27 protein-coding genes and 1 pseudogene are annotated in these 26031 nt (G+C 65.0%); 17 read left to right on the top strand and 11 right to left on the bottom strand.

The window, feature by feature from the left end; all coding sequences use genetic code 11:
* Nucleotides 1-6: 6 nt before the first annotated feature.
* From pip to lexA, 5 genes are all read left to right on the top strand, one after another.
* Nucleotides 7-975, top strand: a complete 969-nt coding sequence (pip, locus tag IEW49_RS05400; RefSeq protein WP_188643101.1) for a prolyl aminopeptidase — start codon at nucleotides 7-9, stop codon at nucleotides 973-975.
* The gene (locus IEW49_RS05395) at nucleotides 972-1571 is read left to right on the top strand and encodes an anthranilate synthase component II (protein ID WP_188641720.1); all 600 of its coding nucleotides are present in this window, start codon (nucleotides 972-974) and stop codon (nucleotides 1569-1571) included. Before pip ends, IEW49_RS05395 begins: the two co-directional genes overlap by 4 nt.
* Nucleotides 1568-2560, top strand: a complete 993-nt coding sequence (trpD, locus tag IEW49_RS05390) for an anthranilate phosphoribosyltransferase (RefSeq protein ID WP_188641719.1) — start codon at nucleotides 1568-1570, stop codon at nucleotides 2558-2560. The genes IEW49_RS05395 and trpD overlap by 4 nt, the downstream gene beginning before the upstream one ends.
* Entirely contained in the window at nucleotides 2557-3345 is a 789-nt protein-coding gene (gene trpC, locus IEW49_RS05385) for an indole-3-glycerol phosphate synthase TrpC (protein ID WP_373282475.1), read from the top strand. Before trpD ends, trpC begins: the two co-directional genes overlap by 4 nt.
* A gap of 101 nt (nucleotides 3346-3446) precedes the next feature.
* Complete coding sequence (gene lexA / locus IEW49_RS05380; RefSeq protein WP_188641717.1) at nucleotides 3447-4124, top strand: transcriptional repressor LexA; 678 nt, start codon at nucleotides 3447-3449, stop codon at nucleotides 4122-4124.
* Between the two features lie 75 nt (nucleotides 4125-4199).
* Here the strand turns inward: lexA and grpE are convergent, their stop codons facing one another.
* Both grpE and hrcA read right to left on the bottom strand, forming a co-directional pair.
* Complete coding sequence (gene grpE / locus IEW49_RS05375) at nucleotides 4200-4814, bottom strand: nucleotide exchange factor GrpE (RefSeq protein WP_188641716.1); 615 nt, start codon at nucleotides 4812-4814, stop codon at nucleotides 4200-4202.
* 9 nt (nucleotides 4815-4823) lie between these two features.
* The gene (hrcA, locus tag IEW49_RS05370; protein ID WP_188641715.1) at nucleotides 4824-5864 is read right to left on the bottom strand and encodes a heat-inducible transcriptional repressor HrcA; all 1041 of its coding nucleotides are present in this window, start codon (nucleotides 5862-5864) and stop codon (nucleotides 4824-4826) included.
* A gap of 100 nt (nucleotides 5865-5964) precedes the next feature.
* On the opposite strand from hrcA, the gene rph reads away from it, so the two are divergent.
* A complete protein-coding gene (rph, locus tag IEW49_RS05365; RefSeq protein WP_188641714.1) occupies nucleotides 5965-6684 on the top strand; it encodes a ribonuclease PH in 720 nt (239 codons plus the stop codon).
* Nucleotides 6681-7310, top strand: a complete 630-nt coding sequence (gene rdgB, locus IEW49_RS05360; protein WP_188641713.1) for an RdgB/HAM1 family non-canonical purine NTP pyrophosphatase — start codon at nucleotides 6681-6683, stop codon at nucleotides 7308-7310. Before rph ends, rdgB begins: the two co-directional genes overlap by 4 nt.
* Here rdgB and IEW49_RS05355 read toward each other — a convergent pair.
* Nucleotides 7291-7839 carry a CAP domain-containing protein gene (locus tag IEW49_RS05355; protein ID WP_188641712.1) on the bottom strand — a complete coding sequence of 183 codons (549 nt, stop codon included), beginning with the start codon at nucleotides 7837-7839 and terminating at the stop codon, nucleotides 7291-7293. The two genes, rdgB and IEW49_RS05355, sit on opposite strands and share 20 nt — an antisense overlap.
* A gap of 46 nt (nucleotides 7840-7885) precedes the next feature.
* Here IEW49_RS05355 and hemW point away from each other — a divergent pair, with 46 nt between their 5' ends.
* Together hemW and IEW49_RS05345 are read left to right on the top strand one after the other, a co-directional pair.
* A complete protein-coding gene (gene hemW / locus IEW49_RS05350) occupies nucleotides 7886-9037 on the top strand; it encodes a radical SAM family heme chaperone HemW (protein WP_188641711.1) in 1152 nt (383 codons plus the stop codon).
* Nucleotides 9034-9930 carry a tyrosine recombinase XerC gene (locus tag IEW49_RS05345; RefSeq protein ID WP_188641710.1) on the top strand — a complete coding sequence of 299 codons (897 nt, stop codon included), beginning with the start codon at nucleotides 9034-9036 and terminating at the stop codon, nucleotides 9928-9930. Before hemW ends, IEW49_RS05345 begins: the two co-directional genes overlap by 4 nt.
* On the opposite strand, the gene IEW49_RS05340 is transcribed toward IEW49_RS05345, so the two are convergent.
* From IEW49_RS05340 to rsmI, 4 genes are all read right to left on the bottom strand, one after another.
* Complete coding sequence (locus IEW49_RS05340) at nucleotides 9927-10547, bottom strand: DedA family protein (protein ID WP_188641709.1); 621 nt, start codon at nucleotides 10545-10547, stop codon at nucleotides 9927-9929. The two genes, IEW49_RS05345 and IEW49_RS05340, sit on opposite strands and share 4 nt — an antisense overlap.
* Before the next feature lie 66 nt (nucleotides 10548-10613).
* The gene (gene gshB / locus IEW49_RS05335) at nucleotides 10614-11591 is read right to left on the bottom strand and encodes a glutathione synthase (RefSeq protein WP_188641708.1); all 978 of its coding nucleotides are present in this window, start codon (nucleotides 11589-11591) and stop codon (nucleotides 10614-10616) included.
* A 1-nt stretch (nucleotide 11592) separates the two neighbouring features.
* Complete coding sequence (locus IEW49_RS05330) at nucleotides 11593-11958, bottom strand: YraN family protein (protein WP_188641707.1); 366 nt, start codon at nucleotides 11956-11958, stop codon at nucleotides 11593-11595.
* The gene (gene rsmI, locus IEW49_RS05325) at nucleotides 11958-12800 is read right to left on the bottom strand and encodes a 16S rRNA (cytidine(1402)-2'-O)-methyltransferase (RefSeq protein WP_229658092.1); all 843 of its coding nucleotides are present in this window, start codon (nucleotides 12798-12800) and stop codon (nucleotides 11958-11960) included. The genes IEW49_RS05330 and rsmI overlap by 1 nt, the downstream gene beginning before the upstream one ends.
* 22 nt (nucleotides 12801-12822) lie before the next feature.
* On the opposite strand from rsmI, the gene IEW49_RS05320 reads away from it, so the two are divergent.
* From IEW49_RS05320 to IEW49_RS05310, 3 genes are all read left to right on the top strand, one after another.
* Nucleotides 12823-13998, top strand: a complete 1176-nt coding sequence (locus IEW49_RS05320; RefSeq protein WP_188641706.1) for a penicillin-binding protein activator — start codon at nucleotides 12823-12825, stop codon at nucleotides 13996-13998.
* A gap of 56 nt (nucleotides 13999-14054) precedes the next feature.
* Nucleotides 14055-16037, top strand: a complete 1983-nt coding sequence (gene parE, locus IEW49_RS05315) for a DNA topoisomerase IV subunit B (RefSeq protein WP_188641705.1) — start codon at nucleotides 14055-14057, stop codon at nucleotides 16035-16037.
* 459 nt (nucleotides 16038-16496) lie between these two features.
* The gene (locus IEW49_RS05310) at nucleotides 16497-17348 is read left to right on the top strand and encodes an AAA family ATPase (RefSeq protein ID WP_188641704.1); all 852 of its coding nucleotides are present in this window, start codon (nucleotides 16497-16499) and stop codon (nucleotides 17346-17348) included.
* A gap of 61 nt (nucleotides 17349-17409) precedes the next feature.
* Here IEW49_RS05310 and IEW49_RS05305 read toward each other — a convergent pair whose 3' ends face one another.
* A complete protein-coding gene (locus tag IEW49_RS05305) occupies nucleotides 17410-18810 on the bottom strand; it encodes a methyl-accepting chemotaxis protein (RefSeq protein ID WP_188641703.1) in 1401 nt (466 codons plus the stop codon).
* Between the two features lie 85 nt (nucleotides 18811-18895).
* On the opposite strand from IEW49_RS05305, the gene IEW49_RS05300 reads away from it, so the two are divergent.
* From IEW49_RS05300 to IEW49_RS05290, 3 genes and pseudogenes are all read left to right on the top strand, one after another.
* Nucleotides 18896-20077 carry a vWA domain-containing protein gene (locus IEW49_RS05300; RefSeq protein WP_188641702.1) on the top strand — a complete coding sequence of 394 codons (1182 nt, stop codon included), beginning with the start codon at nucleotides 18896-18898 and terminating at the stop codon, nucleotides 20075-20077.
* A gap of 31 nt (nucleotides 20078-20108) precedes the next feature.
* Nucleotides 20109-20492, top strand: coding sequence for a hypothetical protein (locus IEW49_RS05295; RefSeq protein WP_188641701.1), 384 nt, complete (start codon nucleotides 20109-20111; stop codon nucleotides 20490-20492).
* Between the two features lie 7 nt (nucleotides 20493-20499).
* Nucleotides 20500-21358 (top strand): annotated as a pseudogene (locus tag IEW49_RS05290) (DUF817 domain-containing protein).
* A gap of 50 nt (nucleotides 21359-21408) precedes the next feature.
* On the opposite strand, the gene IEW49_RS05285 reads toward IEW49_RS05290, so the two are convergent.
* Genes IEW49_RS05285 through IEW49_RS05275 form a run of 3 tightly spaced genes read right to left on the bottom strand, consistent with a single transcriptional unit; the run spans nucleotide 21409 to nucleotide 24325 of the window.
* On the bottom strand, nucleotides 21409-22584 hold the full coding sequence (locus tag IEW49_RS05285) for a JmjC domain-containing protein (protein ID WP_188641700.1): 1176 nt from the start codon (nucleotides 22582-22584) through the stop codon (nucleotides 21409-21411).
* Nucleotides 22581-23780, bottom strand: a complete 1200-nt coding sequence (locus IEW49_RS05280) for an exo-beta-N-acetylmuramidase NamZ family protein (RefSeq protein ID WP_188641699.1) — start codon at nucleotides 23778-23780, stop codon at nucleotides 22581-22583. Before IEW49_RS05280 ends, IEW49_RS05285 begins: the two co-directional genes overlap by 4 nt.
* Nucleotides 23777-24325: a DOMON-like domain-containing protein gene (locus IEW49_RS05275; RefSeq protein WP_188641698.1), complete on the bottom strand. Its 549-nt coding sequence runs from the start codon at nucleotides 24323-24325 to the stop codon at nucleotides 23777-23779. Before IEW49_RS05275 ends, IEW49_RS05280 begins: the two co-directional genes overlap by 4 nt.
* Before the next feature lie 32 nt (nucleotides 24326-24357).
* Between IEW49_RS05275 and tyrS the strand changes: the two genes are divergently transcribed.
* Nucleotides 24358-25590: a tyrosine--tRNA ligase gene (gene tyrS / locus IEW49_RS05270; RefSeq protein ID WP_188641697.1), complete on the top strand. Its 1233-nt coding sequence runs from the start codon at nucleotides 24358-24360 to the stop codon at nucleotides 25588-25590.
* A gap of 74 nt (nucleotides 25591-25664) precedes the next feature.
* Entirely contained in the window at nucleotides 25665-26009 is a 345-nt protein-coding gene (locus IEW49_RS05265) for a PilZ domain-containing protein (RefSeq protein WP_188641696.1), read from the top strand.
* Nucleotides 26010-26031 lie beyond the last annotated feature (22 nt).

The following is a 26031-nucleotide window of genomic DNA, read 5'->3' as shown; positions in this document are numbered from 1 at the left end:
ATGGGAATGACGATGGAATACGAACGCACGCTCTATCCCGAGATCGAACCCTACGAGTCCGGCATGCTCGATGTCGGCGAAGGCCATTCGCTCTATTACGAGCGGGTCGGCACGCCGGGCGCGAAACCCGCGGTCTTCCTCCACGGCGGCCCCGGCGGCGGGATGAGCCCCGACCATCGCCGCCAATGGGATCCCAAGCTTTACGACGTCCTCCTGTTCGACCAGCGCGGCTGCGGAAAATCGACACCCTTCGCAGAGATCGAATACAACGACACCTGGCGCGTGGTCGAGGACGTCGAGCGGCTGCGGATCATGTGCGGGCACGAGAAATGGCAGGTCTTCGGCGGGAGCTGGGGCGCGACGCTCGCGCTCGCCTATGCCCAGCAATATCCCGACCGTACCAGCGAGCTCGTCCTGCGCGGCGTGTTCCTCGCCCGCCAGCAGGAAAAGGACTGGCTCTATCGCTACGGCGCGAGCGAGGTGATGGCCGAGCAATGGGACAAGTTTACGGGGCTGATCCCCGAAGACGAGCGCGACGACCTCGTGAAAGCCTATCATGCCCGTCTCACCAGCGACGACGAGGTCACCCGCCTCGCCGCGGCCGAGCAATGGTCGCTGTGGGAGGGCAACGTCGCCACCCTGCTGCCCAACGAAGACCTGCTCGACAGTTTCGCCGATCCGGCCAAGGCGGTGCCGTTCGCGCGGATCTGTGCACGCTTCTTCCTCGAGAACTTCTTCCTCGACGAAAACCAGCTGCTCGACAACGCGCACAAGCTGAAGGGCATCCCGGGTATCATCGTTCAGGGTCGACACGATATCTGCACCCCGCCCTCGGCCGCCTGGGCGCTCAAAAAAGCATGGCCCAAAGTCGATTTGCGAATTGTCCACGACGCGGGCCATAGCGCCGGCGAACCGGGCATCATCGCCGGCCTCGTGCGCGCGACCGACGAGTTGGCGGGGAAAGCCAAGGCGTGATCCTCGTCGTCGATAATTACGACAGCTTCACCTGGAACCTCGTCCATTACGTGATGGAGCTGGGCGTGCCGGTCGAGGTGCATCGCAACGACGCGCTGTCGGTCAACGAGGCGATGGCGCTCGGTGCGGACGGAATCCTCCTTTCGCCCGGCCCCTGCACGCCCGACGAGGCGGGAATCAGCCTCGGCCTCGTCGCGGCCTGCGAGAAAGCGGGCGTCCCGCTGCTCGGCGTGTGCCTCGGGCACCAGGCGATCGGCCAGCATCTCGGCGGTCGCGTGGTGCGCGGCGGGCTGATGCACGGCAAGACGTCGCCGGTCGAGCACGATGGCAGCGGCGTGTTTGCCGGCCTCCCTTCGCCCTTCGCGGCGACGCGCTACCACTCGCTCGTGGTCGAGGACGTGCCCGACTGCCTGTTGGTCAACGCCACCAGCAAGACCCCGGGAGTCGATGGGACCTGCGTGATGGGGTTCCGCCACCGCGACCTGCCGATCCACGGCGTCCAGTTCCACCCCGAAAGCATCGCCAGCGAGCACGGCCATGCGTTGCTCGCCAATTTCGTCGCGCAATGCGGCCTCGAAACGAAAGTCCCCGCATGACGGTCCTGCCCGACGTCCAGCAGCATTTCACCGACGCCCAAGCCGAGGAAGTATTCGGTCGCATCCTCGATGGCGGTGTGTCGGAAGAAGAGATCGCGCGCTTCCTGTCGGATCTTTCCGATCGCGGCGAACGGTCTTCGGAAATTACCGGTGCGGCGCGTGCACTGCGAGCCCGCCTCTTGCCGGTCGATGCGCCCGACAATGCGATCGACGTGTGCGGCACCGGGGGCGACGGCCACCACACCCTCAATGTTTCGACCGCGGTGAGCCTCGTCGTCGCAGCCTGCGGGGTCCCGGTGGCCAAGCACGGCAACCGCGCGGCGTCCTCAAAAGCCGGCGCCGCCGACACGCTCGAGGCCTTGGGTCTCGACATGGACGCTGCGGGTCGCACCGCCGAGAAGACGCTCGCCCAGATCGGCATCTGCTTCCTGTTTGCCAAGAACCACCATCCGGCGATGGCGCGGATCCAGCCCATCCGCCAGCGGCTCGGCAAGCGCACGATCTTCAACCTGATGGGTCCGCTGTCGAACCCGGCGCGCGTGCACAGCCAGCTGATCGGTATCGCGCGGCCTGCCTACGTCCCGATCTATGCGCGCGCGATGGCCTCGCTCGGAACGGGGCGCTCGCTGATCGTCTCGGGCGACGAGGGCCTCGACGAACTCAGCCTCGCGGGCGGCAACGAGATGGCCGATGTGCGCGGCAGCGATTTCGCCATGCGCCGGTTCGACGCCGCAAGGGCCGGGCTGGAGCATGCCCCGGTCGAGGCCATCCGCGGCGGAGATGCCGCGCACAACGCCAAGGCGCTGCGCGCACTGCTCGACGGGATGCCCGGCGCCTATCGCGATGCGGTGGTGTTCAACGCCGCCGCCGCGCTGGTGGTTGCCGGGCGCGAGGAAGACTGGCCCGCACGGGTGGCCGAAGCCCAAGAGGCGCTAGACAGCGGGGCCGCGGCGAAACTGCTCGGCGCATGGATCGAGCTCGTCGCGTGAGCAAGCTGGCCGAAATCTGTGCGATCAAGCGCGAGGATGTCGAACGCCGCAAGGCCGCGCGCGCGCTCGCCTCGCTCGAAGAGGAAGCGCGAGCAGCTTCACCGGTGCGGGGCTTCCGGGACGCGCTGGCCGCAAAGGCAGCGAACGGCTTCGGTCTGATCGCCGAAATCAAGCGAGCGTCACCCTCGAAGGGCCTGATCCGTGCTGATTTCGACCCGGAAGATCACGCACGCGCCTACGCCAAGGGGGGCGCCGCCTGCCTTTCGGTCCTGACCGAGGAACCCCATTTCCAGGGCAACGATGCCTATCTCATCGAAGCGCGAGCAGCCTGTTCGCTCCCCGTCTTGCGCAAGGACTTCACGATCGATCCTTGGCAGGTCGTCGAGGCGCGGGCATTGGGGGCCGACGCGATCCTCCTCATCGCGGCGGCGCTGGGCGACGCGCAAATGGCCGAGCTTGCCGATGTCGCGCGCGAGTTCGGGCTCGACGTCCTGTTCGAGGTGCATGACGAGCAGGAAATGGAGCGCGTCCTGCGATGTTCGCCCGACATGATCGGGATCAACAACCGCAACCTCGCAACATTCGAGACCGACCTCGCGACCAGCGAGCGCCTCGCGCCTATGCTGCCCCGCGCAGTCCTCGGAATCGCCGAAAGCGGTATCACCGAGCATCCCGATATCGAGCGCCTTGCCGGCCATGGGCTGCGGGCCTTCCTCGTCGGCGAGACACTGATGCGCCGGAATGATGTCGAATGCGCCACGCGCGATCTGCTCGGAACCGGATAGAACCCGCAGCTTTCCGCGGCGTTGCACTTGACGGGTTCGCGGAAGTTGCCTAATTGTTCCTTGTTCGTTCACTGAAGGCGAACCGATCAAGGGAGGAGCAATTGCTCACTCGCAAACAACACGAGCTCATCCGTTTCATCCAGGAACGGCTCGAGGAAACCGGCGTGTCGCCGAGTTTCGAGGAAATGAAGGACGCGCTCGACCTCAAGTCGAAATCGGGCGTCCACCGGCTGATCTCGGCGCTCGAGGAGCGCGGCTTCATCCGCCGCTTGCCCAACCGGGCGCGTGCACTCGAGGTGATCCGGCAGCCGGAAGATGCGGTGGCTTCCGCAACGTCGAAGGCCGCTGCGCCTGCGTCGCTCAAGATGCCCGAGAGCACGCCGCGACCGGCCAATGACGTGATCGAGATCCCACTCCATGGCCGGATCGCCGCTGGTGTCCCGATCGAAGCGCTCGAAGATACACAGACCCTGCCCGTGCCCGCGGCATTGCTGGGGGCCGGCGATCATTTCGCGCTCGAAGTCTCCGGCGATTCGATGATCGAAGCGGGAATTTTCGACGGCGACTACGCGCTGGTGAAGCGCACCGACGTCGCGCGTGACGGCGAAATCGTCGTCGCGCTGGTCCGCGACGAGGAAGCGACGCTCAAATACCTGCGCCGCGACAAGGGCCGGATCACGCTCGATCCCGCCAATGCCGCCTACGAACCGCAGGTCTACAACGCCGATGAGGTCCGCGTGCAGGGCAAGCTGGCCGGTCTCCTGCGCCGTTACAACTGATCGGTTCGAAGCGAGAAAAAAGGCCGCCGCTCCGGAAGGGAGCGGCGGCCTTTCTCGTAATTGGGTTGCGTGAGGTCAGTCCGGCTTCTTGGCCACCCCGACCATCGCCGGGCGGAGCAGCCGCTCGCGCAGCATGTAGCCCGCCTGCATTTCCTGCACCACCGTGCCGGGTTCGGCGTCCGCAGTAGGAATTTCCATCATCGCCTGGTGCTGGTTGGGGTCGAGGGGAAGGCCGACCGCCGCGATGCGACTGATGCCGTTCTGTGCGAAGACCTTGTCGATCTCACGCTGGGTCGCCTCGATACCCTCGATGAAACGGCGCGCCTTGTCGTCCTCGCGCAGTGCTTCGGGCACGTGTTCGAGCGCGCGCGCAATATTGTCGGCCACCGAAAGAATGTCGCGGGCGAAGCCCGACGCGCCGTAATTCCGAGCATCGGCCACGTCCTTTTCGAGCCGCCGACGCACGTTCTGCGTTTCTGCGCGCGCATAGAGGACTTCCTGCTTCGTCGCGTCGAGATCGTTGCGCAACTGTGCGATCGCATCGGCAAGGTCGCCCTCGCCTTCGCCATTCGTGCCGCCGTCGGAGGGCTCGTCGCCCTCGTCGATCATGTCTTCGGGAACTCCGCGGAGTTCTTCCGTCACTTCCGGGTCGGGCGCGTCGGCACCCTGCTTGTCGTTGTCGTTGGTCATGGGTTCTTTTTAGCCGATCAGTTTGCTCAGCGAATTCGCCGTGAAATCAACCATGGGGACCACGCGCGCATAATTCAACCGAGTCGGCCCGATCACACCCAGCACGCCGACCACCTTGCCCTCGCGATCGCGATAGGGCGCGGCAATGACCGAGGAGCCGGAAAGCGAGAACAGGCGGTTCTCGGAGCCGATAAATATCCGCGTCGCTTCGGCCTCGCGCGCATCGTCGAGCAACGCGGCGACCGATTGCTTGCTTTCGAGGTCGTCGAGCAGTGATCGCACGCGCTCGATATCGTCGAGCGCGTCGTCGTCGAGCAGCTTGGCCTGACCGCGTACGATCAGCACGGGTCTTTCTGCGGCATCCTCGCTCCAGACCGCGATTCCGCGTTCGACGAGGTCGCGACTGGCGGCATCGAGCTGCGAGCGGCCGCTGTCGATTTCGCGGCGGATAGCCTTGACCGCTTCGGGAAGCGTCCGACCGCATAGGCGCGCGGTGGCGTAGTTCCCCGCCGCTTCGAGCGCGGCGGGATCGACCGCCCGCCCGAGCTCGAGCATCCGGTTCTCGACCTGGCCGTCCTCGCCCACGAGTACAGCGAGCGCGCGGCCCTGCGCGACCGGGATCAGCGACAATTGCGCCAGCCTCGGCTCGCGGCGCGGCACCATCACCATCCCTGCCGCGCCGGAGAGGTCCGACAATAGCGCACTGGTTCGCTCGAGCGCCGCCTCGACCGGTCCCGGCGCGCCCAGCTGCTCGCGGATCGCCGCGCGTTCTTCGGGACTCGGCTCGGCCACCTGCATCATCCCGTCGACGAACAGGCGCAGGCCCAGATCGGTCGGCATCCGCCCGGCCGAGGTATGCGGCGATGCGAGCAGCCCGAGTCCTTCGAGTTCGGCGAGCACCGAGCGGATCGAAGCCGGCGACAGCTCGACCCCCTGCCCCGCCAGCGTCTTCGAGCCGACCGGTTGCCCGCTTGCCAGGTAGCCTTCTACCACGAGCCGGAAGATATCGCGGGCGCGTGTGGTCAATTCGATGAGCGGCGGCGAATTCATGCCCGCCAATCTACGCAACGGCCCGGGCGAGACAAGACTTGTGCGCACAAGCCCCCCGCGCCTATCGCGGGCGCCGAACACCCACGGAGATTCCTCGATCATGACCACCCGCCCCTCCGGCCGCGCCCCCGACGAAATGCGCGCAATCACCATCGAAACCGCCTTCACCAAGCACGCCGAAGGCTCCTGCCTGATCAGTTTCGGCGACACTCGCGTGCTGTGCACCGCCAGCGTCGAGGACCGCCTTCCGCCATGGCTGCGCGGCAAGGGCCAGGGTTGGGTCACCGGCGAATATTCGATGCTTCCGCGCGCGACGCACACCCGCGGCAGCCGTGAGGCGGCGCGCGGCAAGCAGTCGGGCCGGACGCAGGAAATCCAGCGCCTGATCGGTCGCAGCTTGCGCGCCGTGGTCGACTTGAAGAAGCTCGGCGAGCACCAGATCACGCTCGATTGCGACGTCATTCAGGCCGATGGCGGCACCCGTACCGCCTCGATCTCCGGCGCGTGGGTCGCGCTGCGGCTCGCGGTGAACACGCTGCTCGAATCGGGCGCGATCAAGGAAGATCCGATCTCCTCGAAAGTCGCGGCGATCAGCTGCGGTATCCATCAGGGTACCCCGGTGCTCGATCTAGACTATATCGAGGACAGCGCGGCCGACGCCGATGCCAATTTCGTGCTGCTCGAAGGCGGCCAGATCGGTGAGGTCCAGGCGACCGCCGAAGGCGCGACTTATGACGAGGAAGGCCTGCTTCGGCTGCTGCGCCTCGCGCGGATGGGCTGCGACCGGATTTTCGAGGCGCAGGAAAAGGCCGTCGCGTGAGCGAGCACCCTCCCCTCGGCTCCAAGCTCGTCATTGCCACCCACAATGCAGGCAAGCTGAAGGAGATCTCCGCGCTGCTCGCGCCGTATGGCGTCGACTGCGTCTCGGCGGGCGCGCTCGCCCTTCCCGAGCCTGCCGAGACCGGCAAGACCTTTACCGACAATGCGCTGATCAAGGCACGCGCGGCGGCGCAGGCGGCGCAGCTACCCGCACTGGCCGACGATAGCGGGTTGTCGGTTGCGGCGCTCGACGGCAAGCCGGGGGTCTACACCGCCGACTGGGCCGAACGGCAATGGTTCGAGGGGCCGGCCGGGCGCGACTGGTACATGGCGATGGGCAAGGTCGAAGGCAAACTCGCGGAACAGGGCTCCGAGGTCGATCGCAGCGCGTGGTTTTCCTGCGTCCTCGCGATCGCCTGGCCCGACGGGCAGCAGGCCGTGTTCGAGGGTCGCGCAAACGGTTCGCTCATCTGGCCGCCGCGGGGCACACTCGGGTTCGGTTACGATCCGGTGTTCGTGCCCGAGGGCTACGAACAGACATTCGCCGAGCTGGACCCGGCCGAAAAGCACCGCATCAGCCATCGCGCCGATGCATTCGCCAAGCTGGTCAGCGCCCTGTTCGCATAGACAGCTTCGGCTGGATCCCGACGTGATCGCCGACCCAGTTGCCGGCGGGCCAATAGCGGCAAACGAGCACTTCCTGACCGCGACCGCGTGCGACGGCGCAGCCGACCTCGGTGGTCGTGGGCCAAATCACCTGCGTGTAGTGACCGACATCGGCCCAATTCCCGGTCCGTGAGACCTCGGGAAAACGACCCGGGCGGAAATGCCGCTTTTCCTCGATGAAACCGCCGATCATGTCTTCGATCGTGTAATAGCCTGCGGTTCCCATCCAGAGGTTTTCCCCGGCACCACGGGTATGCCCGCGATCGGCGTGTTCTAGGAGCTGGTGTCGCGCAAGGTATTGCGCCCAGTCGTGCGCATCGCGCGCGAGTTCGCTATTCCAGCGCAGGCCGTGTAGGCTGTGACGCGCGCGCTCCACGTTATGGGCAGAAACGATCCGCGCTTCGAAATCGGCGTGGCCGCGGGTCGCCATCGCCGGCGCAGCGAGCCCCAGCACGACGGAAATGATTAGAAAAATGCGAGCTTTGCTCATGGCAACGAACTTGACTTCCGCAGGTTAAAGAGACCTGAATCCTTCTATGGCGCTAGCTCTGTATATCCATTGGCCGTTCTGTCGCTCGAAGTGCCCCTACTGCGACTTCAACAGCCATGTCCGGGAAAATTTCGACTCCAAACAGTGGGGTGTCGGATTGCGTTCCGACATGCGCCATGAGTCGAGCGTTACATGCGATGAACCGCTGACATCGATCTTTTTCGGGGGTGGCACACCCTCGCTGATGCCGCCCGAATTGGTCGATTCACTGCTGACCGAAGCCGAGAGCCTGTGGGGCTTCGCGCCCGGAATCGAGATCACGCTCGAAGCCAACCCGACCTCGATCGAGGCGGACAATTTCGCCGCGCTTGCGCTGGCGGGGATCAACCGTGTGTCGCTCGGAATCCAGTCGCTCGAACAGGAAGCGCTGCATTTCCTGGGGCGCGAGCATTCGGCAGACGAGGCCTTGGCGGCGCTTGCCATCGCGCAGGAGCATTTCGACCGGGTGAGTTTCGACCTGATCTATGCCCGCCCGGGGCAGAGCGCCGACGCATGGTTCGGCGAACTCGACCGAGCATTGGCGCTCGGGACCGACCACCTCTCGCTCTACCAATTGACGATCGAACCCGGGACGCGTTTCGCAACCGATGTCCGCCGTGGCGCGTTCACCCCGCTCGACGAAGACAGCGCCGCCGATCTGTTCGCGGCGACGCGCGAACGGATGCGCGCGGCGGGCCTGCCCGCCTACGAAGTCAGCAACCACGCTCGCCCGGGTCAGGAAAGCGCGCACAATCTCACCTATTGGCGCTATCGCGACTTCGCCGGGATCGGCCCGGGCGCGCATGGCCGGCGTGGCGGCCGCGCAACCGTGCGCCATCGCAAGCCGGAAAACTTCCTCTCGGCGATCGCGCGCAACGGCCATGGCATCGCCGAGGAGCGCGTTCTCCCCTTGCGCGAGCAGGCCGAGGAAGCAGTGTTGATGGGGCTCAGGCTCGACGAGGGTATCGACCTCGACGCCCTGGCCGGGCGGTTCGGCCTGTCGCGCGATACGCTCGTATCCGCTCGCAAGCTCGAGCAATTGGTGGAACAGAAACTGGTCGAAGCCACGGAGGAACGGATCGCCCTGACCGAAAGCGGCATGCTCCTGCTCGACCGCGTGGTTGCCGAATTGCTGGTCGGCGCGCCCGAGACGGTATGAATTCGGCCGACATCCTCGGCCAGTGGGAAGCGCATCTCGCGCTCGGCAAGCGGCGTTCGCCGCACACGGTGCGGGCCTATCTTGCGGCCGCACGACGGTGGCTGGCGCACCTCGATGCACGCGACTGGCACGCCCTCGCGAGGCTCGATGCCCGCGACTTGCGCAGACAGATCGCCCGGCGGCGGGCCGAGGGACTGGCCAATACCAGCGCCGCGCGCGAACTTTCCGCGCTCAAGGCCTTCAGCAAGTTCGCGAGGGAACGCGCAGGTGAAGAAGATCCGGACGCGCCGCGGCTGCGCGGCCCGAAGGTAAAACGCGGTCTCCCGCGTCCCGTCACGCCCGACGAGGCGGAAGGGCTCGCAGAGCAAGTCGCCGCGCTCGCCCGCAGCGACTGGCAGGGGTTGCGTGACCAGGCGGTGCTCCTGCTGCTTTACGGGGCCGGATTGCGGATATCCGAAGCACTCTCGCTGACCGGCGGCGATGTCCCGCTCGGAACAGTGCTCACGATCTCCGGCAAGGGCGGCAAGCAGCGCGTCGTACCGGTGATGCCGCTCTTGCGAGAGGCGGTCGATGCCTATGTCGCCGTCTGCCCGCACGAGCAGGCGAAGGATCGAGCCCTGTTCCGCGGCGCGCGTGGAGGCCCGCTCGGCCAGGGCGCGGTACAGAAGGCGGTTGCCCGCGCACGCACCGCGCTCGGGCTGCCGTCGACCGCCACGCCGCATGCATTGCGTCACAGCTTCGCGACCCACCTGCTCGGCGAGGGCGCCGACCTGCGCAGCCTGCAGGAACTGCTCGGCCATGCGAGCCTCGCCTCGACCCAGATCTACACCAAGGTCGACGCCAAGGTGCTGCTCGATACTTATCGCAACGCGCACCCGCGCGAAAAGGACTAACCCTCGCCGGCCCCACGCCGCGCGCGCGGCTTCCAGGTCACGTAGCGCCAGACATACCCGCCGACCGCGAGCACGATCGTGGCGATGATTATCCAGCTGACGATGTCCTCGATTTCGCCGAAGGTGCGCGCGAGCCATTGCGTGCCAAAGATCAGCATCGCATTCCACATTGCCGACCCCGCCGCGGTGAAGACGAGGAACTTGATCCTGCCCATATGGGCGAGGCCTGCGGGAAGCGAGATCATCGTCCGCATGAAAGGCGTCGCGCGAAGGAAGAAGACCACCCAGTGGCCGTGCCTGCGAAAGAAGTCGGTCGCCGCTTCGACGTCCTCCCATTCGAGCGTCAGCCAGTGGCCCCAGCGATCGACGAACGGCCCCAAGCGGCGATAGCCGAGGCGGTCGCCGACCATGTACCAGGCGTAATTGCCGATCACGGTGCCGATCGTTCCGGCAGCGAGCAGCGGCCAGAACTCCATCGAGCCGCGTTCGATCGCCAGTGCACCCGCACCCATGATTGCTTCGGACGGGAACGGCGGGAAGACGTTCTCGAGCACCATCAGCAGGGCGATGCCGAGATAGCCGAGCGCCTCGACCACGCTGACGATGAAATCATCCATGCCGCGGCAACGCGCGAGCCGCCACGCGGTTCAAAATTGGATGATTTGGCAAAGCTGAAGCCTGCTTCAGGTTGATCCAATGGCCGCGTGGCGACGCTCGATCGCGTCCCAGATCATGCCTGCAGTATCCGTTCCATTGAACTTGTCGATCGCGACGATGCCGGTAGGCGAAGTGACGTTGATCTCGGTCAGCCACTTCCCGCCGATTACGTCGATGCCGACGAAGACGAGCCCGCGGCGCCTGAGCTCGGGTCCCATCGCGGCGCAGATTTCCTCCTCGCGCGCGGTCAGCGTCGCGCTCTCGGCATGGCCACCCTGCGCGAGGTTGGAGCGGAACTCGCCCTCGCCCGGGAAACGATTGATCGCCCCCGCCACTTCGCCATCGACCAGCACGATCCGCTTGTCGCCTTCCGCCACCTCGGGAAGGAAGGGCTGGACCATGTGAGGTTCTGGCCAGGTCTGGTTGAATACCTCGAACAGCGCCGACAGGTTCTTGCCGTCGGGACCGATATGGAAGATCGCCTTGCCGCCATTGCCATGGAGCGGCTTGACCACCAGCCCCCCGGGAAACTCGTCGGCGATGTCGCGCTGGAACGCCTTCACGTCGTCGAGCGTACGCGCGATCAGCGTCGGAGGCATGAAGCGCGCATAATCGAGCACGAACATCTTTTCGGGCGCGTTGATCACCTCGCGCGGATCGTTGACGACCAGCGTCTCGCCCTTGAGCCGGTCGAGCAGCAGGGCGGCGCTGATATAGCCGAGATCGAAGGGCGGATCCTGCCGCATCAGGACGATATCGATATCCTTCGCGAGGTCGATCCGCCGCGCCTCGCCCTTCTCGAAATGATCGCCCTCTACGCGCTGAACGGTCACCGGCGAGGCATGCGCGGTGATCGCCCCACGATCCCAGGCGAGGCTGCGGACATCGTAATGGTACACTTCGTACCCGCGCGACTGGGCGGCGAGCATCAGGGCGAAACTCGAATCGCCCGCGATATTGATATTTTGGATCGGGTCCATCTGGACGGCGACGCGCAGTGTCATGCTAACTCCAGGGCTGCCAGGCATTGGCGATGTGGCGCGGCCAGCGCCAGGGTGCAACCAGGATCACGTCGATCCGCACGTCCTCACCGTTTTTTGCGTAATTGTGCGCCGCGGCTCCTGCTGCCGCGGCGACCCGTCGCAGGCGGAATTCATCGATCGCCTGGTCGAGATCCGAAACGTGCCGCCGCCATTTCACTTCGACGAAGGCGACCACTCTGCCGCGTTTCGCCACCAGGTCGACCTCGCCACGCGGATTGCGCACGCGTGTGTCGAGGATGCGCCAGCCCTTGAGCCGCAGGTACCAGCTCGCAAGCCCCTCGCCGCGCCGTCCGCGCCGCTCGGCCCGCTGGCGCGCGAATTCGGGCATCAGGCCTTCAATTCCATCGCGCGCGGATAGAGTTCGGCCTTGCGCCGCCCGGTCCGCCGCGCCGCCTCCGCCGCCGCCTTGGAGGGCGACATCGCGGCGAGCAATTCGCGCAGGAGGTCGTCGATATCGGCCTCGCTGGCCGTCCTCTCCTCGGGCGGACCGATCAGCAACACGATTTCGCCTTTCGCCGGGTGGTCGGTGTAGTGTTCGAACAGTTCATCGGCCGATCCCCGCCGTGCTTCTTCATAAAGCTTGGTCAGCTCCCGCGCGACGCAGACCGAGCGCTGCGGGTCCCAATCGGCGATCGCCGCGAGGCTCTTGGTCAACCGCGGTCCGGTTTCGTAGAAGACCAGCGTCGCATCCAGTCCCGCCAATTCGTCAAGCGCTTCGCGCCGCGCCTTCTCCTTGGCCGGGAGGAATCCCGCGAACAGGAAACGATCGTTGGGGAGCCCCGACAGCGTCAGCCCGGCGATGGCGGCGCAGGCCCCGGGCAGCGTCGTGATCGGCACGCCTGCCTCGCGCGCATCGGAGACCAGGCGATATCCGGGGTCCGACACCAGCGGAGTCCCGGCATCGCTGACCAGCGCCACCGCCTTGCTCCGCATCGAATCGACCAGGCGCGCACGATCCTTCTCGCCGCTGTGATCGTCGTAGCGCCACAGCGGCTGCGAGATACCGTGGTGCTTGAGCAGCTTGCCGGTGACCCGCGTGTCCTCGCACGCCACGCCGTCGCACCGCCGCAGCACGTCGAGCGCGCGCAGCGTGATGTCGCCGAGATTGCCAATAGGCGTCGCGACAATATAGAGGCCGGGTTGGAGCGGATCGCCCATGGAACCGCTCATGGACTATCGGGAGCATCGAGTCATGACCGGATTTGCGCGCCACAAGCCATTGGGCCGCCGCGGCTTCCTCGCCGGGCTCGCGCTGGCGCTGCTCGGCGGCTGCTCGATCATCCCCAAGGGCGCACCGGCCGAAGCGCCTCCGCCTGTCCGCGTCGAACCGGCCGCGACCACGAGCAACCTGCCCGACGAGGAAGGCTACCATCGGATCGCTCTGCTCGTGCCGCTGTCGGGCGAGAACGAACGCGCCGGATCTTCGATCGCCAATGCGGCGACGACCGCGGTGATCGACACCGGCGCGCAGAATATCCGGGTCACCACCTACGACACCACGCCGGGTGCGGCCGCCGCCGCGCGCGAGGCGATGGCGGACGGAAACCGCCTGATCCTTGGCCCGCTGATGGGCGAGAACATCGATGCGGTCGCCGGCGTCGCGGGACAGTACGACGTCCCGGTAATCTCGTTCTCCAACGATGCGACGCAGGGTCAGCGAGGCGTTTTCCTGATGGGAACGCAGCCCGCGCAGTCGATCGAGAACACGGTACGATATGCTTCCTCGCGCGGCCTCCGCCGGATCGCCGCACTGGTGCCGACCGGGGCCTATGGCGACCGTGCGGCCGAAGGACTGGTCTCCGCCACCCGCGCTTACGGCGCGACGTTCGCCGGGATGGAGCGCTATGATCGCGGCAACACCTCGATCCGCAGCGCCGCGATGCGGCTGCGCGAGCGGGGCGGCTACGATGCCGTACTGATCGCCGATGGTGGACGGCTCGCGACGATCGCCGCCCCGGTACTCAAGCCGAGCGGCAGCAACGTCCAGATCCTCGGAACAGAATTGTGGAGCGGCGATGACGCGATCTACGATGCGCGCGCGCTGCGCGGGGCATGGTTTTCGGCGGTCACCGACGAACGCTGGGCGCAATTCGCGCAAAGTTATGCCCAGCGCTTCGGCACGCGGCCCTTCCGGATCGCCACCCTCGGCTTCGATGCGGTGCTGATCACGCTGAACATCGCCAACGACTGGGACGTGGGCGATGAATTTCCCACCACCCGGCTCTACGGCCGCGGAGGGTTCCTCGGGACCGACGGGATCATTCGCTTCGGTTCGAACGGGATCGGCGAGCGGGCGTTCGAACTGCGCGAAGTCCGCGCCAACACTACCGAAGTTATCGAACCCGCGCCCACCCGCTTCGTCGACTGAGCAAAACCGCACCGCCGCGCTTGTTCGCAGGCATCGCGAAGGTGTAGTTCGGGACCATGGCAGACGGACTGTTCGACGACGGCGCGGCCGATACCCCGCGCGAAAGCTATGATTCCTCCTCGATCGAGGTGCTGGAAGGGCTCGAGCCCGTCCGGCGGCGCCCCGGCATGTATATCGGCGGGACCGACGATCGCGCGCTCCACCACCTCGCCGCCGAAGTGCTCGACAACGCAATGGACGAGGCGGTCGCGGGCCACGCCTCGCGGATCGAAGTCACGCTCGAGGAAGACAATCGCCTCACGATCGCGGACAATGGTCGCGGCATCCCGGTCGACGAGCATCCCAAATATCCGGGCCAGTCGACGCTCGAGGTGATCCTCACGACGCTCCATTCGGGCGGCAAGTTCTCAGGGAAAGCCTACGCCACCAGCGGCGGCCTGCACGGGGTCGGCGTCAGCGTGGTCAACGCGCTGTCCTCGCACACCCGGGTCGAGGTCGCGCGCGACAAGAAACTCTACGCGCAGGAATTCGCCAGGGGCCATGCACTCGGCAAGATCGAGGAGATCGGCGCCGCGCCCAATCGCCGCGGTACGACCGTCTCCTTCACCCCCGACACCGAGATCTTCGGCGACCGCCAGTTCAAGCCCAAGCGGTTGTTCAAGCTCGCCCGCTCGAAGGCCTATCTCTACGCCGGCGTCGAGATCCGCTGGAAATGCGCGCCCTCCCTCGCGGGCGAGGACGTGCCCGAAGAGGCGGTGTTCAAGTTCCCCGGCGGCCTGGCCGATCACCTCGCCGAACAGGTTGGTGGGCGCGAATGCGTGACCGCGCAGCCCTTCACCGGCAAGCAGGATTTCCCCGAGGAACAGGGCCGCGTCGAATGGGCGATCGCCTGGCCGCTCTATTCGGAAGGTTCGACCAGCTGGTACTGCAACACCGTGCCGACCCCCGACGGCGGCACGCACGAGCAGGGGCTGCGCGCCGCCCTGACGAAGGGACTGCGCGCCTTCGGCGAGCTCACCGGCGTAAAGAAAGCCAAGGACATCTCCGCCGACGACGTGATGAACGGTGCCGAGATCATGCTCTCGGTCTTCATCCGCGATCCGCAATTCCAGTCGCAGACCAAGGACCGGCTGACCTCGCCGGAGGCTGCGCGCCTGGTCGAGAACGCGGTGCGCGATCATTTCGACCATTTCCTCTCGGACAACATGGACCGCGGCAAGGCATTGCTCGGCCAGGTGATGGAGCGGATGGACGAGCGACTCCGGCGCAAGCAGGAACGCGAGATCAAGCGCAAGACCGCGACCAACGCCAAGAAGGTCCGCCTGCCCGGGAAGCTCACCGATTGCTCGGGCGAAGGCGATGGCGAGACCGAACTGTTCATCGTCGAAGGCGATTCCGCCGGCGGCAGCGCCAAGCAGGCGCGCAACCGCAAGACTCAGGCGATTCTCCCGATCCGCGGCAAGATTCTCAATGTCGCCTCGGCCAGCGCCGACAAGATCCGCGCCAACACCGAAATCGCCGACCTCACCCTCGCTCTCGGCTGCGGCATCCGCAAGGATTGCGACCCGGAAAAGCTGCGCTACGACAAGATCGTCATCATGACCGACGCCGATGTCGACGGCGCGCATATCGCGACGCTGCTGATGACCTATTTCTTCCAGGAGATGCCCGAACTGGTGCGCAAGGGGCACCTGTTCCTCGCCCAGCCCCCGCTCTATCGCCTGACCGCGGGCAAGGTCAGCCGCTACGCGCGCGACGAGGCACACCGCAAGGAACTCGAGGAAACCGTCTTCAAGGGCAAGAAGGTCGAGGTCGGGCGCTTCAAGGGTCTCGGCGAGATGAACCCGCAGCAGCTCCGCGAAACGACGATGGACCCCGACAAGCGCAGCCTGATCCGCATCACCCTGCCCCACGAATTCGAAGACCGGGCGGTGGTGAAAGACCTCGTCGACCGATTGATGGGCCGAAACCCCGAACACCGCTTCGACTTCATCCAGAACAATGCCGGGGAGTTCGATCGTGAGATGATCGACGCTTAGAATCCGAAATGGATCAAGATGTCTCGACTGACCCGAATTCTGACGTCAAGTTTTCTGGCTGCGGGTTTTATGGTGTTTTCATCCCGGTCATTTGCCTCGTCATATTTCTCTGGCCAGTCGATAACGATCATAGATCGACAATCTTCCTGGGGATTCTGGCAGGGGCTGGCTTCGCTCACGGCCAAATACGAGGAGAGTTCTATAACCTCGGTTTCTGGCTGACATACTTGGGTGTTGTGACCTTACTCACCTTGGTCCTGTTGATGACGATGGAGCCCTTTGAAATCAGACGAACAAGTATGCTTTTCGCGTTCTCGGGCATCGTCGCGTTCGTGGCAGACTACGGAATCATCAAGTGGATATACCAAGACCAAGTTCGGTAGCATCAGCATGCGCTGTTGCACGGCCCCGGTTACAGCACTATCGGCTTAACCGAACGATTAAACCGACAGGATATCCATGACCGACAAGCGCTTCGAAGGCACGCAATCCTACATCGCGACCGAGGATCTCAAGGTCGCCGTCGATGCCGCCGTCACGCTCCGCCGCCCACTGCTCGTCAAGGGCGAGCCGGGCACCGGCAAGACCGTCCTCGCGCACGAAATCGCCAAGGCGATCGACGCACCGCTGATCGAGTGGAACGTCAAGTCGACAACCAAGGCGCAGCAGGGCCTCTACGAATACGACGCGGTCGCGCGCCTGCGCGACGGCCAGCTCGGCGATGAGCGCGTCCACGACATTTCGAACTACATCAAGAAGGGCAAATTGTGGGAGGCGTTCACTTCGCCCGAACTGCCCGTGCTGCTGATCGACGAGATCGACAAGGCCGACATCGAGTTCCCCAACGACCTGTTGCAGGAACTCGATCGGATGAGCTTCGACGTCTACGAGACGCATGAGCGGATCGAGGCGAAGGAGCGCCCGATCGTCGTCATCACCTCGAACAACGAGAAGGAACTGCCCGACGCCTTCCTGCGCCGCTGCTTCTTCCACTACATCAAGTTCCCCGATCGCGAGACGATGCAGGCGATCATCGACGTCCACTTCCCCGGCATCCAGAAGGCGCTCGTCACCAAGGCGATGGAGATCTTCTACGAGCTACGCGAAGTGCCCGGCCTCAAGAAGAAGCCGAGCACGTCGGAACTGCTCGACTGGCTCAAGCTGCTGCTCAACGAGGACATGCCGCTCGACGTGCTGCAGGACTCCAACCCGAACAGCGCTGTCCCGCCGCTGCACGGCGCGCTGCTCAAGAACGAGCAGGACGTGATGCTGTTCGAACGCCTCGCCTTCATGGCGCGTCGCCAGAGCTGAGACGCAAAAGGGCGGCTCCCGCAGGAACCGCCCTTGCCCCCTCGTCTCCCCTCCGGAAAACTTAGCTGAACTTGTAGGCGATCTCGAAGTCGCCCCAGCGCTTGCCGTCGATATAGATCGGCACATAGACGTTGCGCACGACGTGGTAGGTCTGCCCGTCGCCTTCCTGGCGATAGACGGCCATCATGTAGGGCGCGGTGCTTTCCTTGGCCTTCTGGTCGATCGGGTCGAGGATCATCCGGCCGTTGCGGCAATATTTGGTGTCGTGGGTGAGATCGCCGGTCGGTGCTTTCGACATCTCGCTGGTATGCGCCGGGAGATAGCCGTTGCGGTCGGTACAGGCAGTGGCGACGATCCGCGGGTTCGACGCCGTGTAGCGATCGAGCAGCGGGCGGATGTTGTCATGCGCCCAGGCCATCAGGCGGGTGCGGTAGCGCGGCGGGTTGCTGCCCGCGATCGGCTGGTAATCGTCGTCGAACACGTCGGCCTCACTGATCTCGCCACTGGCGATGGCCGATTCCATCAGCTGAGCGGCCTCGTTCGCGGCAATCTTCGCCTGCTCGACCATCTCGCTGTCTTCGGGTGAGAGGCCCGCATGGACGATGTGGTCGAACATCGAATTGGCCGTCATCTCGAGCTCGCCGACGCGCCGATTGGCGTCTTCGAGTTGCGATTCGTTGCGAACGGTCGCGCTGGCGAACTGGTTCATCACTTCCTGCACGCGTGCGACGTGGTCGCTGATCGTGCCGGTCGCGCCGGTGATCTGTTCGTTCTGGCGGTCGACCTCGCCGACCAGCTCGTTGACGCCGAGCAGCGTCTGTTCGATCTGGGCGACCGAGGACTTGGTCTGGCTGCTGGCCTGCGCGCCGTCCTCGATCTGCTGGATCACGCGTTCGGCCTGGCCACCGAGCGCATCGATCGTGTGGTTGATTTCCTCTGTCGCGCCGCGGGTGTCGCGCGCGAGGCTCTTCACCTCGTCGGCCACGACCGCGAAGGTCCGACCGGCCTCGCCCGCGCGCATCGCCTCGATCGTGGCATTGAGCGCGAGGATATTGGTGGTTTCGGCGATCGTATCGATCTTCTGCGAGCAGGCGCGCACCTGCTCCATCGCGGCGGTGAAATCGGTGACGTGCCGGGTCAGCGAATCGACCAGCGACAACAGGTCGGTGATCTGGTTGAGCGAGCCCTTGATGAGGACGGTGCCCTCGTCGAGCCGGGCGCGGGCGCGTTCGGACAGGGCCCGCGCTTCGGCGCTCGAGGTCGCGACCTGGCGCTGATCCTCTTCGAGAGCGGCAACCGTGCCCTGCAGCGCGGCCTGTTCCTCGCGCAGGCGCTCGGAAGAGCGGATCACGCCTTTGACGATCCCCGCCACATCGGTGCAACCGACGGTCACTTCGCCGCAGCTCTCCGGAATACGATTGATCGCACTCTGGCTTGCGCTCTCGATTTTGCTAAGTTCCATCGGCATCTGGCTCTCTGTTTGTTATCGCGCGCCATGCGTAAGCCAGGTTGGTTATCGTCGGGTTAAGCCTTGCACTGGAGCGGTCATGTTTTTCAATTTCGTCGATGAGCTGCGCGAGGCGGGCATTCCCGCGAGCTTCAAGGAACACCTTACGCTGATCGAGGCGCTCGATCGCGATGTGATCGAGCAGACCCCCGAAGCCTTCTATTACCTGAGCCGTGCGACCTTCGTGAAGGACGAGGGCTTGCTCGACCGGTTCGACCAGGTGTTCGACAAGGTCTTCAAAGGATTGCTGACCGATTACGGCCAGGATCCGGTCGACATCCCTGAGGAATGGCTGAAAGCGGTCGCCGAAAAATTCCTCACGCCCGAGGAAATGGCCGAGATCGAGGCGCTCGGCGACTGGGACGAGATCATGGAGACGCTCAAGAAGCGGCTCGAGGAGCAGCAGGAACGCCACGAGGGCGGCAACAAGTGGATCGGCACCGGCGGAACCTCTCCTTTCGGCCATTCGGGCTACAATCCCGAAGGCGTCCGCATCGGCGGCCAGAGCAAGCACAAGCGTGCGGTGAAAGTGTGGGAAAAGCGCGAGTTCAAGAACCTCGACAACACCCGCGAGCTCGGCACCCGCAACATCAAGATGGCCCTGCGCCGGCTGCGCCGCTTCGCGCGGGAGGGCGCGGCGGACGAACTCGATCTCGACGCGACCATCGAAGGCACGGCCAAGCAGGGCTGGCTCGACATCCACATGCGGCCCGAGCGGCACAATGCGGTGAAATTGCTGCTGTTCCTCGATGTCGGCGGGTCGATGGATCCTTTCATCAAGCTGGTCGAGGAGCTGTTCAGTGCCGCGACGAGCGAGTTCAAGAACCTCGAATTCTTCTACTTCCACAACTGCCTCTACGAAGGTGTGTGGAAGGACAATCGCCGCCGCTGGAGCGAGCGTACCAAGACCTGGGACATCCTTCACAAGTTCGGCCACGACTACAAGATCGTGTTCGTCGGCGATGCCGCGATGAGCCCTTACGAGATCACCCATCCGGGCGGCTCGGTCGAGCACTTCAACGAGGAAGCGGGCACCGCGTGGATGAAGCGTGTGACCGATACCTATCCGGCCGCGGTGTGGATCAACCCGGTGCCCGAGAAGCAGTGGGGCTATTCGCAAAGCACCAGGATGATCCGCGAACTGATGAAGGACCGGATGTACCCGCTGACGATCGACGGGCTCGACGACGCGATGCGCGAATTGAGCCGCAAGCAGGGATAGTGTATAAGCTACGGCAATCAGGAGAGAAAACATGAGAGCCGCCCTCGCCCTGCTGCCCCTGTTATTGACCGGCGCGACCGATGAGGACGCCGCCGAGGCGGATGGGACGAATGATGCGCTCCCCGCCGCCCCCGTCCTTCGCGAGAGCGCACCCGAGCAGTTCACCATCCCCGATCGTGGCCGGATCGATAAGGAGCGGTGCAACGATTACATCCGTCAGGTCCGCCGCGATCGCGACCTGCCCGAACTGCGCCGCGAGCCCGCCGAACCGGGCGACGCCGCGCTATGGTCGGCGGTCGACCGGCGGATCGACGGCTGCCCGGTTCTCGTCCGGCACGGCAACCCCGACGATATTCACCCCTTTCCCGAGCCGAGCGACGGCCCGCTCTTCCGACGCATTCCGGTCGACGACTGACTGACGGATAGGGGCCATTCCAACGCGCCATAGCCGTTTCGTCGCCATCCGGCGGCGGCTGGAAGAGTATACGCCGCCGGCAGGCTGGCCGAGCTGGCTCTACGAATTCCTCCTGTTCGGCTTCAAGCAGGCCTGGGCGTGCCTGTTCGGGGGCCTGCTCCTCGCGCTCCTGCTGGCGACGCATTTCCTCTATCCCGACGACGCCGCGCTGCATCGCTACGACTTCCTGACACTCGCCGCGATCGCGCTCCAGCTGGCGATGCTCGGCTTCAAGCTGGAGACCCCGCGCGAGGCGCTGGTGATCCTGATCTTCCATGTCGTCGGCACGGTGATGGAACTGTTCAAGACCGCCGCCGGATCGTGGGTCTATCCCGAGGCGAGCGTGCTTCATATCGGCGCCGTCCCGCTGTTCTCGGGGTTCATGTACGCCGCGGTCGGCAGCTATATCGCGCGGGTCTGGCGCATCTTCGACTTCCGCTTCAGCCACTATCCGCCACGCTGGGCGACCTTGGCTGCTGGCAATCGCGGTCTACGTCAACTTCTTCGCGCATCACTGGACGGTCGACATTCGTTACCCGCTGTTCGCCGGCGCGGTGCTGCTGTTCTGGCGCACCCGGATCTGGTTTCTCAACTGGCGCGAACACCGCTGGATGCCGCTACTGCTCGGCCAGCTGCTCGTCGCGGTCTTCATCTGGTTCGCCGAGAATATCGGCACCTTCGCCCAGGCCTGGAGCTACCCCGGGCAGGAGGACGGCTGGGAGATGGTCTCGCTTGCCAAGCTCGGCAGCTGGTTCCTGCTGATGCTGATCAGCTTCGTGTTGGTCGAACTGGTGCAGCCGGCAAGGGAGCGGGATCAGTCGCAGTAGGGCTTTCGATCAATCCCTCAAATTTGGCCGTCGGCCCGGTCTCTCTACACTCAGATCGGTTCGACCAGTCTTTGCTGCGCGAACCATTCGAGGAGCGCGTCGATTTCGCCAGCCGGATGATGCGAAAACCTAGCCCGGAGTTGTCGATCCTGGAACATCGATGCTCCTGCCAGCCAATGGGCCACTTCCGCGAGATAACCCAACGGATAGGTAGCGTCCCCCGCAATCGCGACCGAGCCGGAGAGCGGCTGACGGATCTCGAGGGGCACCTGCGTTCGGCGCCAAGCCTGGGCGGGTCGCGCGGAATTATCGGCAATCTGTTCCGGAGCGTGCAGCCCACGTTGCCGCACGACAACGTCCTCGGCAAAACCCTTCGAGGTCAATATCGAACCAAGCCGTTCGGCGAGCATCGCGAGATGCGCCTGCAATGCCTCGGGCGCGGCTTCCCCCGACGGCAGATATTCACGAAAGGCCGGGTCGTCGAGCGCGAGGTCACGCGCCAGATCGAGCAGCACGGTCCCGTATAGAGGTTGAACCGCAAACGTCAGGTGAAGGGATCGGTCGGACACGGCAATCGCGTCGTGATAAAAACCGCGAGGGATATATAACAGATCACCCGGGCGCATGCGCACTTGCTTGAACGGCGCTCCCTTGCTCCGTTCGATAGCATCCTGGTCTTGCAGCACCGTCGCGGTCGTAGGTACCTCGGCGCGGCGATCGTAGATGGTCCAGTCCTTTTCGCCCTCGCACTGCACCACAAACACTTCGTGCGGGTCGCAATGGCTCGCAAAGCCCTGAATGCCCCGTTTGGAAGCGTATAGATTTACGCCAACCTTGGCGGCAAATTCTCGGGACAGCATTGCGCACACGCTGCGGATGTCGGGACGAATGTCTTCGATGCCATCGAGCACCAGGCTGGCGCCGAGATCCATCATCACTTCGACCAGCCCCGGATCGGGCTGCCTCGTCCTGCCGGCTGCCGTCTCGCGGGACGTCACATAATGCTCCTGCGCCACGCGCTGCCGATTCAGGACGAGTTTGAGCCCTGTTTCACGCCATTGCGGGAGCAACCCGACCAGGTCGGATACTTCCTTCCACCGCATCATGGCCGCACGAGGTGCATCTGCGCCGCCGACAATGTGGTGCGGTGCGCGTCCATAGTAACCTTCATCAAACTCATTGCCGGACATCGGCGCCAAGAACTCGGCGAAGGTCGGCGCGCTCATTGATACAGGATCCTTGCTGCTGTCAGCTCCTGCCACGCGGCTTCGTCTGCGCTCGCGAGTGCTTCGAGGTCACCCGGTTCACTCCCCGGATCGTCGACCCATTCACGCAAGGCGGGTCCGCCATTGATCACGTCGATGGCGAGCCGGTCGAACTCGTACTCGTAGGGAAAATCGCGCCAAAGTTCGTATTCGGGGTGGAGGTTGCGGATCGCCTTGAAGGCGAGCGCCTGCAACCGCCAAGGCCGGAACGTGGCGTGATCGTAGAACGGCCCCTCGGCATGGATCATCAGCGCCGAGCAGAGCTTGCCCTGGTGCTTGTGGAAGGTCGGCTCGAACCAGGTTTCGCGCAGCGCGCACCCCTCGAGCCAGTCGGGGGCGAGGCGCTCCATCTCGGCGCGCACCGCGGCGGCGTCGAGATCGGGCGCGCCGAACAGCACTTCGAGCGGGCGGGTGGTGCCCCTGCCCTCGCTCAGCGTCGCGCCCTCGATCATCACCGTCCCGGCATAGGCGCGCGCCATGTTGACGTTGGCGGCGTTGGGGCTCGGGTTGATCCAGACGCGGTCCGTCGGCCAGCCATGGCCAGGCCCGTCCGGATCCCAGCCTTCCATCCCGATCACTCGGTAGTCGACGTCGAGATTGAAATGCTCGACGAACCAGCTGCCCATCTCGCCCATGGTCAGTCCGTGCCGCATCGGCATCGGCGCAGCGCCGACGAAGCTCTCCTGCCCCGGGAGCAACAGCGTCCCTTCGACCGGCCGGCCCGCGGGGTTGGGCCGGTCGAGCACCCACACGCTCTTGCCGTGCTTGGCAGCTTCCTCGAGCAGATAGAGCAGCGTGGTGACGAAGGTGTAGATCCGGCAGCCGAGGTCCTGCAGGTCGAACAGGAATACGTCGGCGGTCGACATCATCTGGCCAGTGGGGCGTCGGACTTCGCCGTAGAGGCTGAAAACCGGAATCCCGTGCACCGGATCGGTCTCGTCCGCGGTCTCGACCATATTGTCCTGCTTGTCGCCCTTGAGCCCGTGCTGCGGGCCGAAGGCGCTGGTCACCTTGACGCCGGCAGCGATCAGCGCATCGAGGCTGTGCGTGAGGTCTTCGGTGACCGAGGCCGGATGGGCGAGCAACGCGACGCGGCGCCCGTCGAGCGGGGCGCGGAGGGCGGGATCGGCGAGCAGCCGGTCGATACCGTTCTTCATGCAGGAGGCGGTGCCGCAAGCCGCGCGGTGAAGCAAGCCGGGTCGTGGAAATCGGGGGCCTCGCCGCCGTGCTGCAGGGCCCAGTAGCTCAGGATTCCGCCCTCCTCCTCGATCACCGCGGTGAATCCCATGGCGCAAGCGATCGTCGGCAGGCCTTGCGCGGGGACCGCCGCATCGAAGATCGCGAAGGTGCTGCCCTGCCGCATCGTGCTATCGGGCTCGCGCGGCATCGGTCGCTCGGCCATGCCCTCGCGCGGGGCGTTGAAATCGTAGGCGGCCCAGCGTTCCGAAGGCGAGAAGTTGAGCTCGACATAGCCGCTCTCGCCGTCGGGCTGGAGAAATGCTTCGAAGCAGGTCGTACGCCATAGCCCGTCGGCGCGGCCCTTGCCCGCAAAGGCCGGCACGACCAGCGCACCACTGCCCTCGATCCGCCAGCGCAGGCGCAACCAGTTGGCGTCATGGCCGATCACCTTGGCGCTGACGCCGCGGACCTGCGCCGGGGGATGCGCCGGGTGCGGCACCAATTCATGCGTTTGCGTTTGCATCGATCCCGCCTCGTGGTAGCGCGCTTCGCATCATGACCGACTACAAATCCGACCTGATGCGCGTGCTGCAGACCCGCGGCTATATCCACCAGACGACCGACGCGGAAGGCCTCGACGCCCTCGCCGCCACTCAGGTCGTCCCGGGATATATCGGTTTCGACGCAACCGCGCCCAGCCTCCACATCGGTAGCCTGGTGCAGATCATGATGCTGCGCCGGCTCCAGCAGGCCGGGCACAAGCCGATCGTCGTGATGGGTGGCGGGACGACCAAGGTCGGCGATCCCTCGGGCAAGGACGAAAGCCGCAAGCTTCTCGACGAAGCGGCAATCAACGCCAATATCGCCGGGATCCGCAAGGTCTTCGAGCGCCTGCTCACGTTCGGCGACGGACCGACCGACGCGATCCTCGTCAACAATGACGAGTGGCTGAGCCAGCTCGGCTATATCGAATTGCTGCGCGATGTCGGCCCGCACTTCACCGTCAACCGCATGCTGACCTTCGATTCGGTCCAGCTCCGGCTGGAGCGCGAGCAGCCGCTGACCTTCCTCGAATTCAACTACATGATCCTCCAGGCCTACGATTTCCGCGAGCTGGCGCAGCGCTACGATTGCCGCCTGCAGATGGGCGGCAGCGACCAGTGGGGCAATATCGTCAACGGAATGGAGCTCGCCCGCCGGATGGACGGGCGCGAACTGTTCGGGCTCACCACCCCGCTGCTGACCACCGCCGACGGCGCCAAGATGGGCAAGACCGCGGCTGGCGCTGTGTGGCTCAACGAGGACCAGCTCCCGGCCTACGATTTCTGGCAGTACTGGCGCAATGTCGACGACCGCGACGTCGGGCGTTTCCTCAAGCTGTTCACCGACCTCCCGCTCGACGAGATCGCCCGGCTCGAGGCGCTCGAGGGACGCGACATCAACGAAGCCAAGATCGTCCTCGCCGACGAAGTCACCAAGCTGGTGCGGGGCGAAGCCGCCGCGCGCTCGGCCCGCGAGACAGCGCAGTCGACCTTCGACGAGGGCGGAATGGGCGAGGACCTCCCGACGCTACCGGTCGCCGACGAGGGAATCACCGTGGTGATGGCCTGCACCGCGCTCGGCCTGACCGCTTCCAACGGCGAGGCGAAACGCAAGGTCAAGGAAGGCGCGGTCAAGCTCGACGACGAACGGATCGACGATCCCCAGCGCCTCCTGCGCGTCGCTCCCGGCGGCACCCATCGCCTAAGCGTGGGCAAGAAGCGGCACGGGATCCTCGTTCCTCAATAGGGCCGTCTTTACCGTTTGTTGGCGAATTTAGACCAGAACGAGTCGCGCGATATTTTGAACAAGGAGCGGTCGCGATGGGTGCTGGTGCACAGCTTTCTGTTACCGATAAACGCCGGGCGGCACGCCACCCGGTGAGCCACAAGGTGATCGGGGAGCACCGTGCCGCGGGCGACGTGCACATGCATATCGTCAACCTTTCGGCCCAGGGATTCATGATCGACGGCCAGACCGAGCTCGGGCGCGGCGAACGCGTGACGATCCGCCTTCCGGTCGTCGGCCAGATCGAGGCCCATCTCATCTGGCAGACCGACGATCGCGCCGGCTTCCAGTTCGAACGGATCATCCGGGTCGACGATTTCAACCGGCTGATCGACGAGGTCCAGCCGAATCCGCGCCTGCGCTCGCCGCGGGCGGTCTGAATTTCGCGAAATTGCGACGAAC

This window comes from Pseudoblastomonas marina, assembly GCF_014641655.1.
Lineage (GTDB): Bacteria > Pseudomonadota > Alphaproteobacteria > Sphingomonadales > Sphingomonadaceae > Alteriqipengyuania_A > Alteriqipengyuania_A marina.
The sequence above is the reverse complement of the archived record's forward strand: the minus strand, read 5'-3'. Positions and strand labels throughout refer to the sequence as shown.

Excerpts from the sequence above, each read along its gene's own strand:
- gshB (WP_188641708.1), bottom strand. The coding sequence starts at position 11,591 with ATGACACTGCGCGTCGCCGTCCAGATGGACCCGATCCAAAATATCAAT.
- rph (WP_188641714.1), top strand. The coding sequence starts at position 5,965 with ATGACCACCCGCCCCTCCGGCCGCGCCCCCGACGAAATGCGCGCAATC.
- tyrS (WP_188641697.1), top strand. The coding sequence starts at position 24,358 with ATGACCGACTACAAATCCGACCTGATGCGCGTGCTGCAGACCCGCGGC.
- IEW49_RS05305 (WP_188641703.1), bottom strand. The coding sequence starts at position 18,810 with ATGGAACTTAGCAAAATCGAGAGCGCAAGCCAGAGTGCGATCAATCGT.
- IEW49_RS05345 (WP_188641710.1), top strand. The coding sequence starts at position 9,034 with ATGAATTCGGCCGACATCCTCGGCCAGTGGGAAGCGCATCTCGCGCTC.
- IEW49_RS05295 (WP_188641701.1), top strand. The coding sequence starts at position 20,109 with ATGAGAGCCGCCCTCGCCCTGCTGCCCCTGTTATTGACCGGCGCGACC.
- hrcA (WP_188641715.1), bottom strand. The coding sequence starts at position 5,864 with ATGAATTCGCCGCCGCTCATCGAATTGACCACACGCGCCCGCGATATC.
- IEW49_RS05340 (WP_188641709.1), bottom strand. The coding sequence starts at position 10,547 with ATGGATGATTTCATCGTCAGCGTGGTCGAGGCGCTCGGCTATCTCGGC.
- rsmI (WP_229658092.1), bottom strand. The coding sequence starts at position 12,800 with ATGAGCGGTTCCATGGGCGATCCGCTCCAACCCGGCCTCTATATTGTC.
- IEW49_RS05285 (WP_188641700.1), bottom strand. The coding sequence starts at position 22,584 with ATGAGCGCGCCGACCTTCGCCGAGTTCTTGGCGCCGATGTCCGGCAAT.
- IEW49_RS05275 (WP_188641698.1), bottom strand. The coding sequence starts at position 24,325 with ATGCAAACGCAAACGCATGAATTGGTGCCGCACCCGGCGCATCCCCCG.
- IEW49_RS05355 (WP_188641712.1), bottom strand. The coding sequence starts at position 7,839 with ATGAGCAAAGCTCGCATTTTTCTAATCATTTCCGTCGTGCTGGGGCTC.
- IEW49_RS05300 (WP_188641702.1), top strand. The coding sequence starts at position 18,896 with ATGTTTTTCAATTTCGTCGATGAGCTGCGCGAGGCGGGCATTCCCGCG.
- IEW49_RS05280 (WP_188641699.1), bottom strand. The coding sequence starts at position 23,780 with ATGAAGAACGGTATCGACCGGCTGCTCGCCGATCCCGCCCTCCGCGCC.
- pip (WP_188643101.1), top strand. The coding sequence starts at position 7 with ATGACGATGGAATACGAACGCACGCTCTATCCCGAGATCGAACCCTAC.
- IEW49_RS05310 (WP_188641704.1), top strand. The coding sequence starts at position 16,497 with ATGACCGACAAGCGCTTCGAAGGCACGCAATCCTACATCGCGACCGAG.
- IEW49_RS05330 (WP_188641707.1), bottom strand. The coding sequence starts at position 11,958 with ATGCCCGAATTCGCGCGCCAGCGGGCCGAGCGGCGCGGACGGCGCGGC.
- IEW49_RS05320 (WP_188641706.1), top strand. The coding sequence starts at position 12,823 with ATGACCGGATTTGCGCGCCACAAGCCATTGGGCCGCCGCGGCTTCCTC.
- IEW49_RS05265 (WP_188641696.1), top strand. The coding sequence starts at position 25,665 with ATGGGTGCTGGTGCACAGCTTTCTGTTACCGATAAACGCCGGGCGGCA.
- parE (WP_188641705.1), top strand. The coding sequence starts at position 14,055 with ATGGCAGACGGACTGTTCGACGACGGCGCGGCCGATACCCCGCGCGAA.
- grpE (WP_188641716.1), bottom strand. The coding sequence starts at position 4,814 with ATGACCAACGACAACGACAAGCAGGGTGCCGACGCGCCCGACCCGGAA.
- hemW (WP_188641711.1), top strand. The coding sequence starts at position 7,886 with ATGGCGCTAGCTCTGTATATCCATTGGCCGTTCTGTCGCTCGAAGTGC.
- trpD (WP_188641719.1), top strand. The coding sequence starts at position 1,568 with ATGACGGTCCTGCCCGACGTCCAGCAGCATTTCACCGACGCCCAAGCC.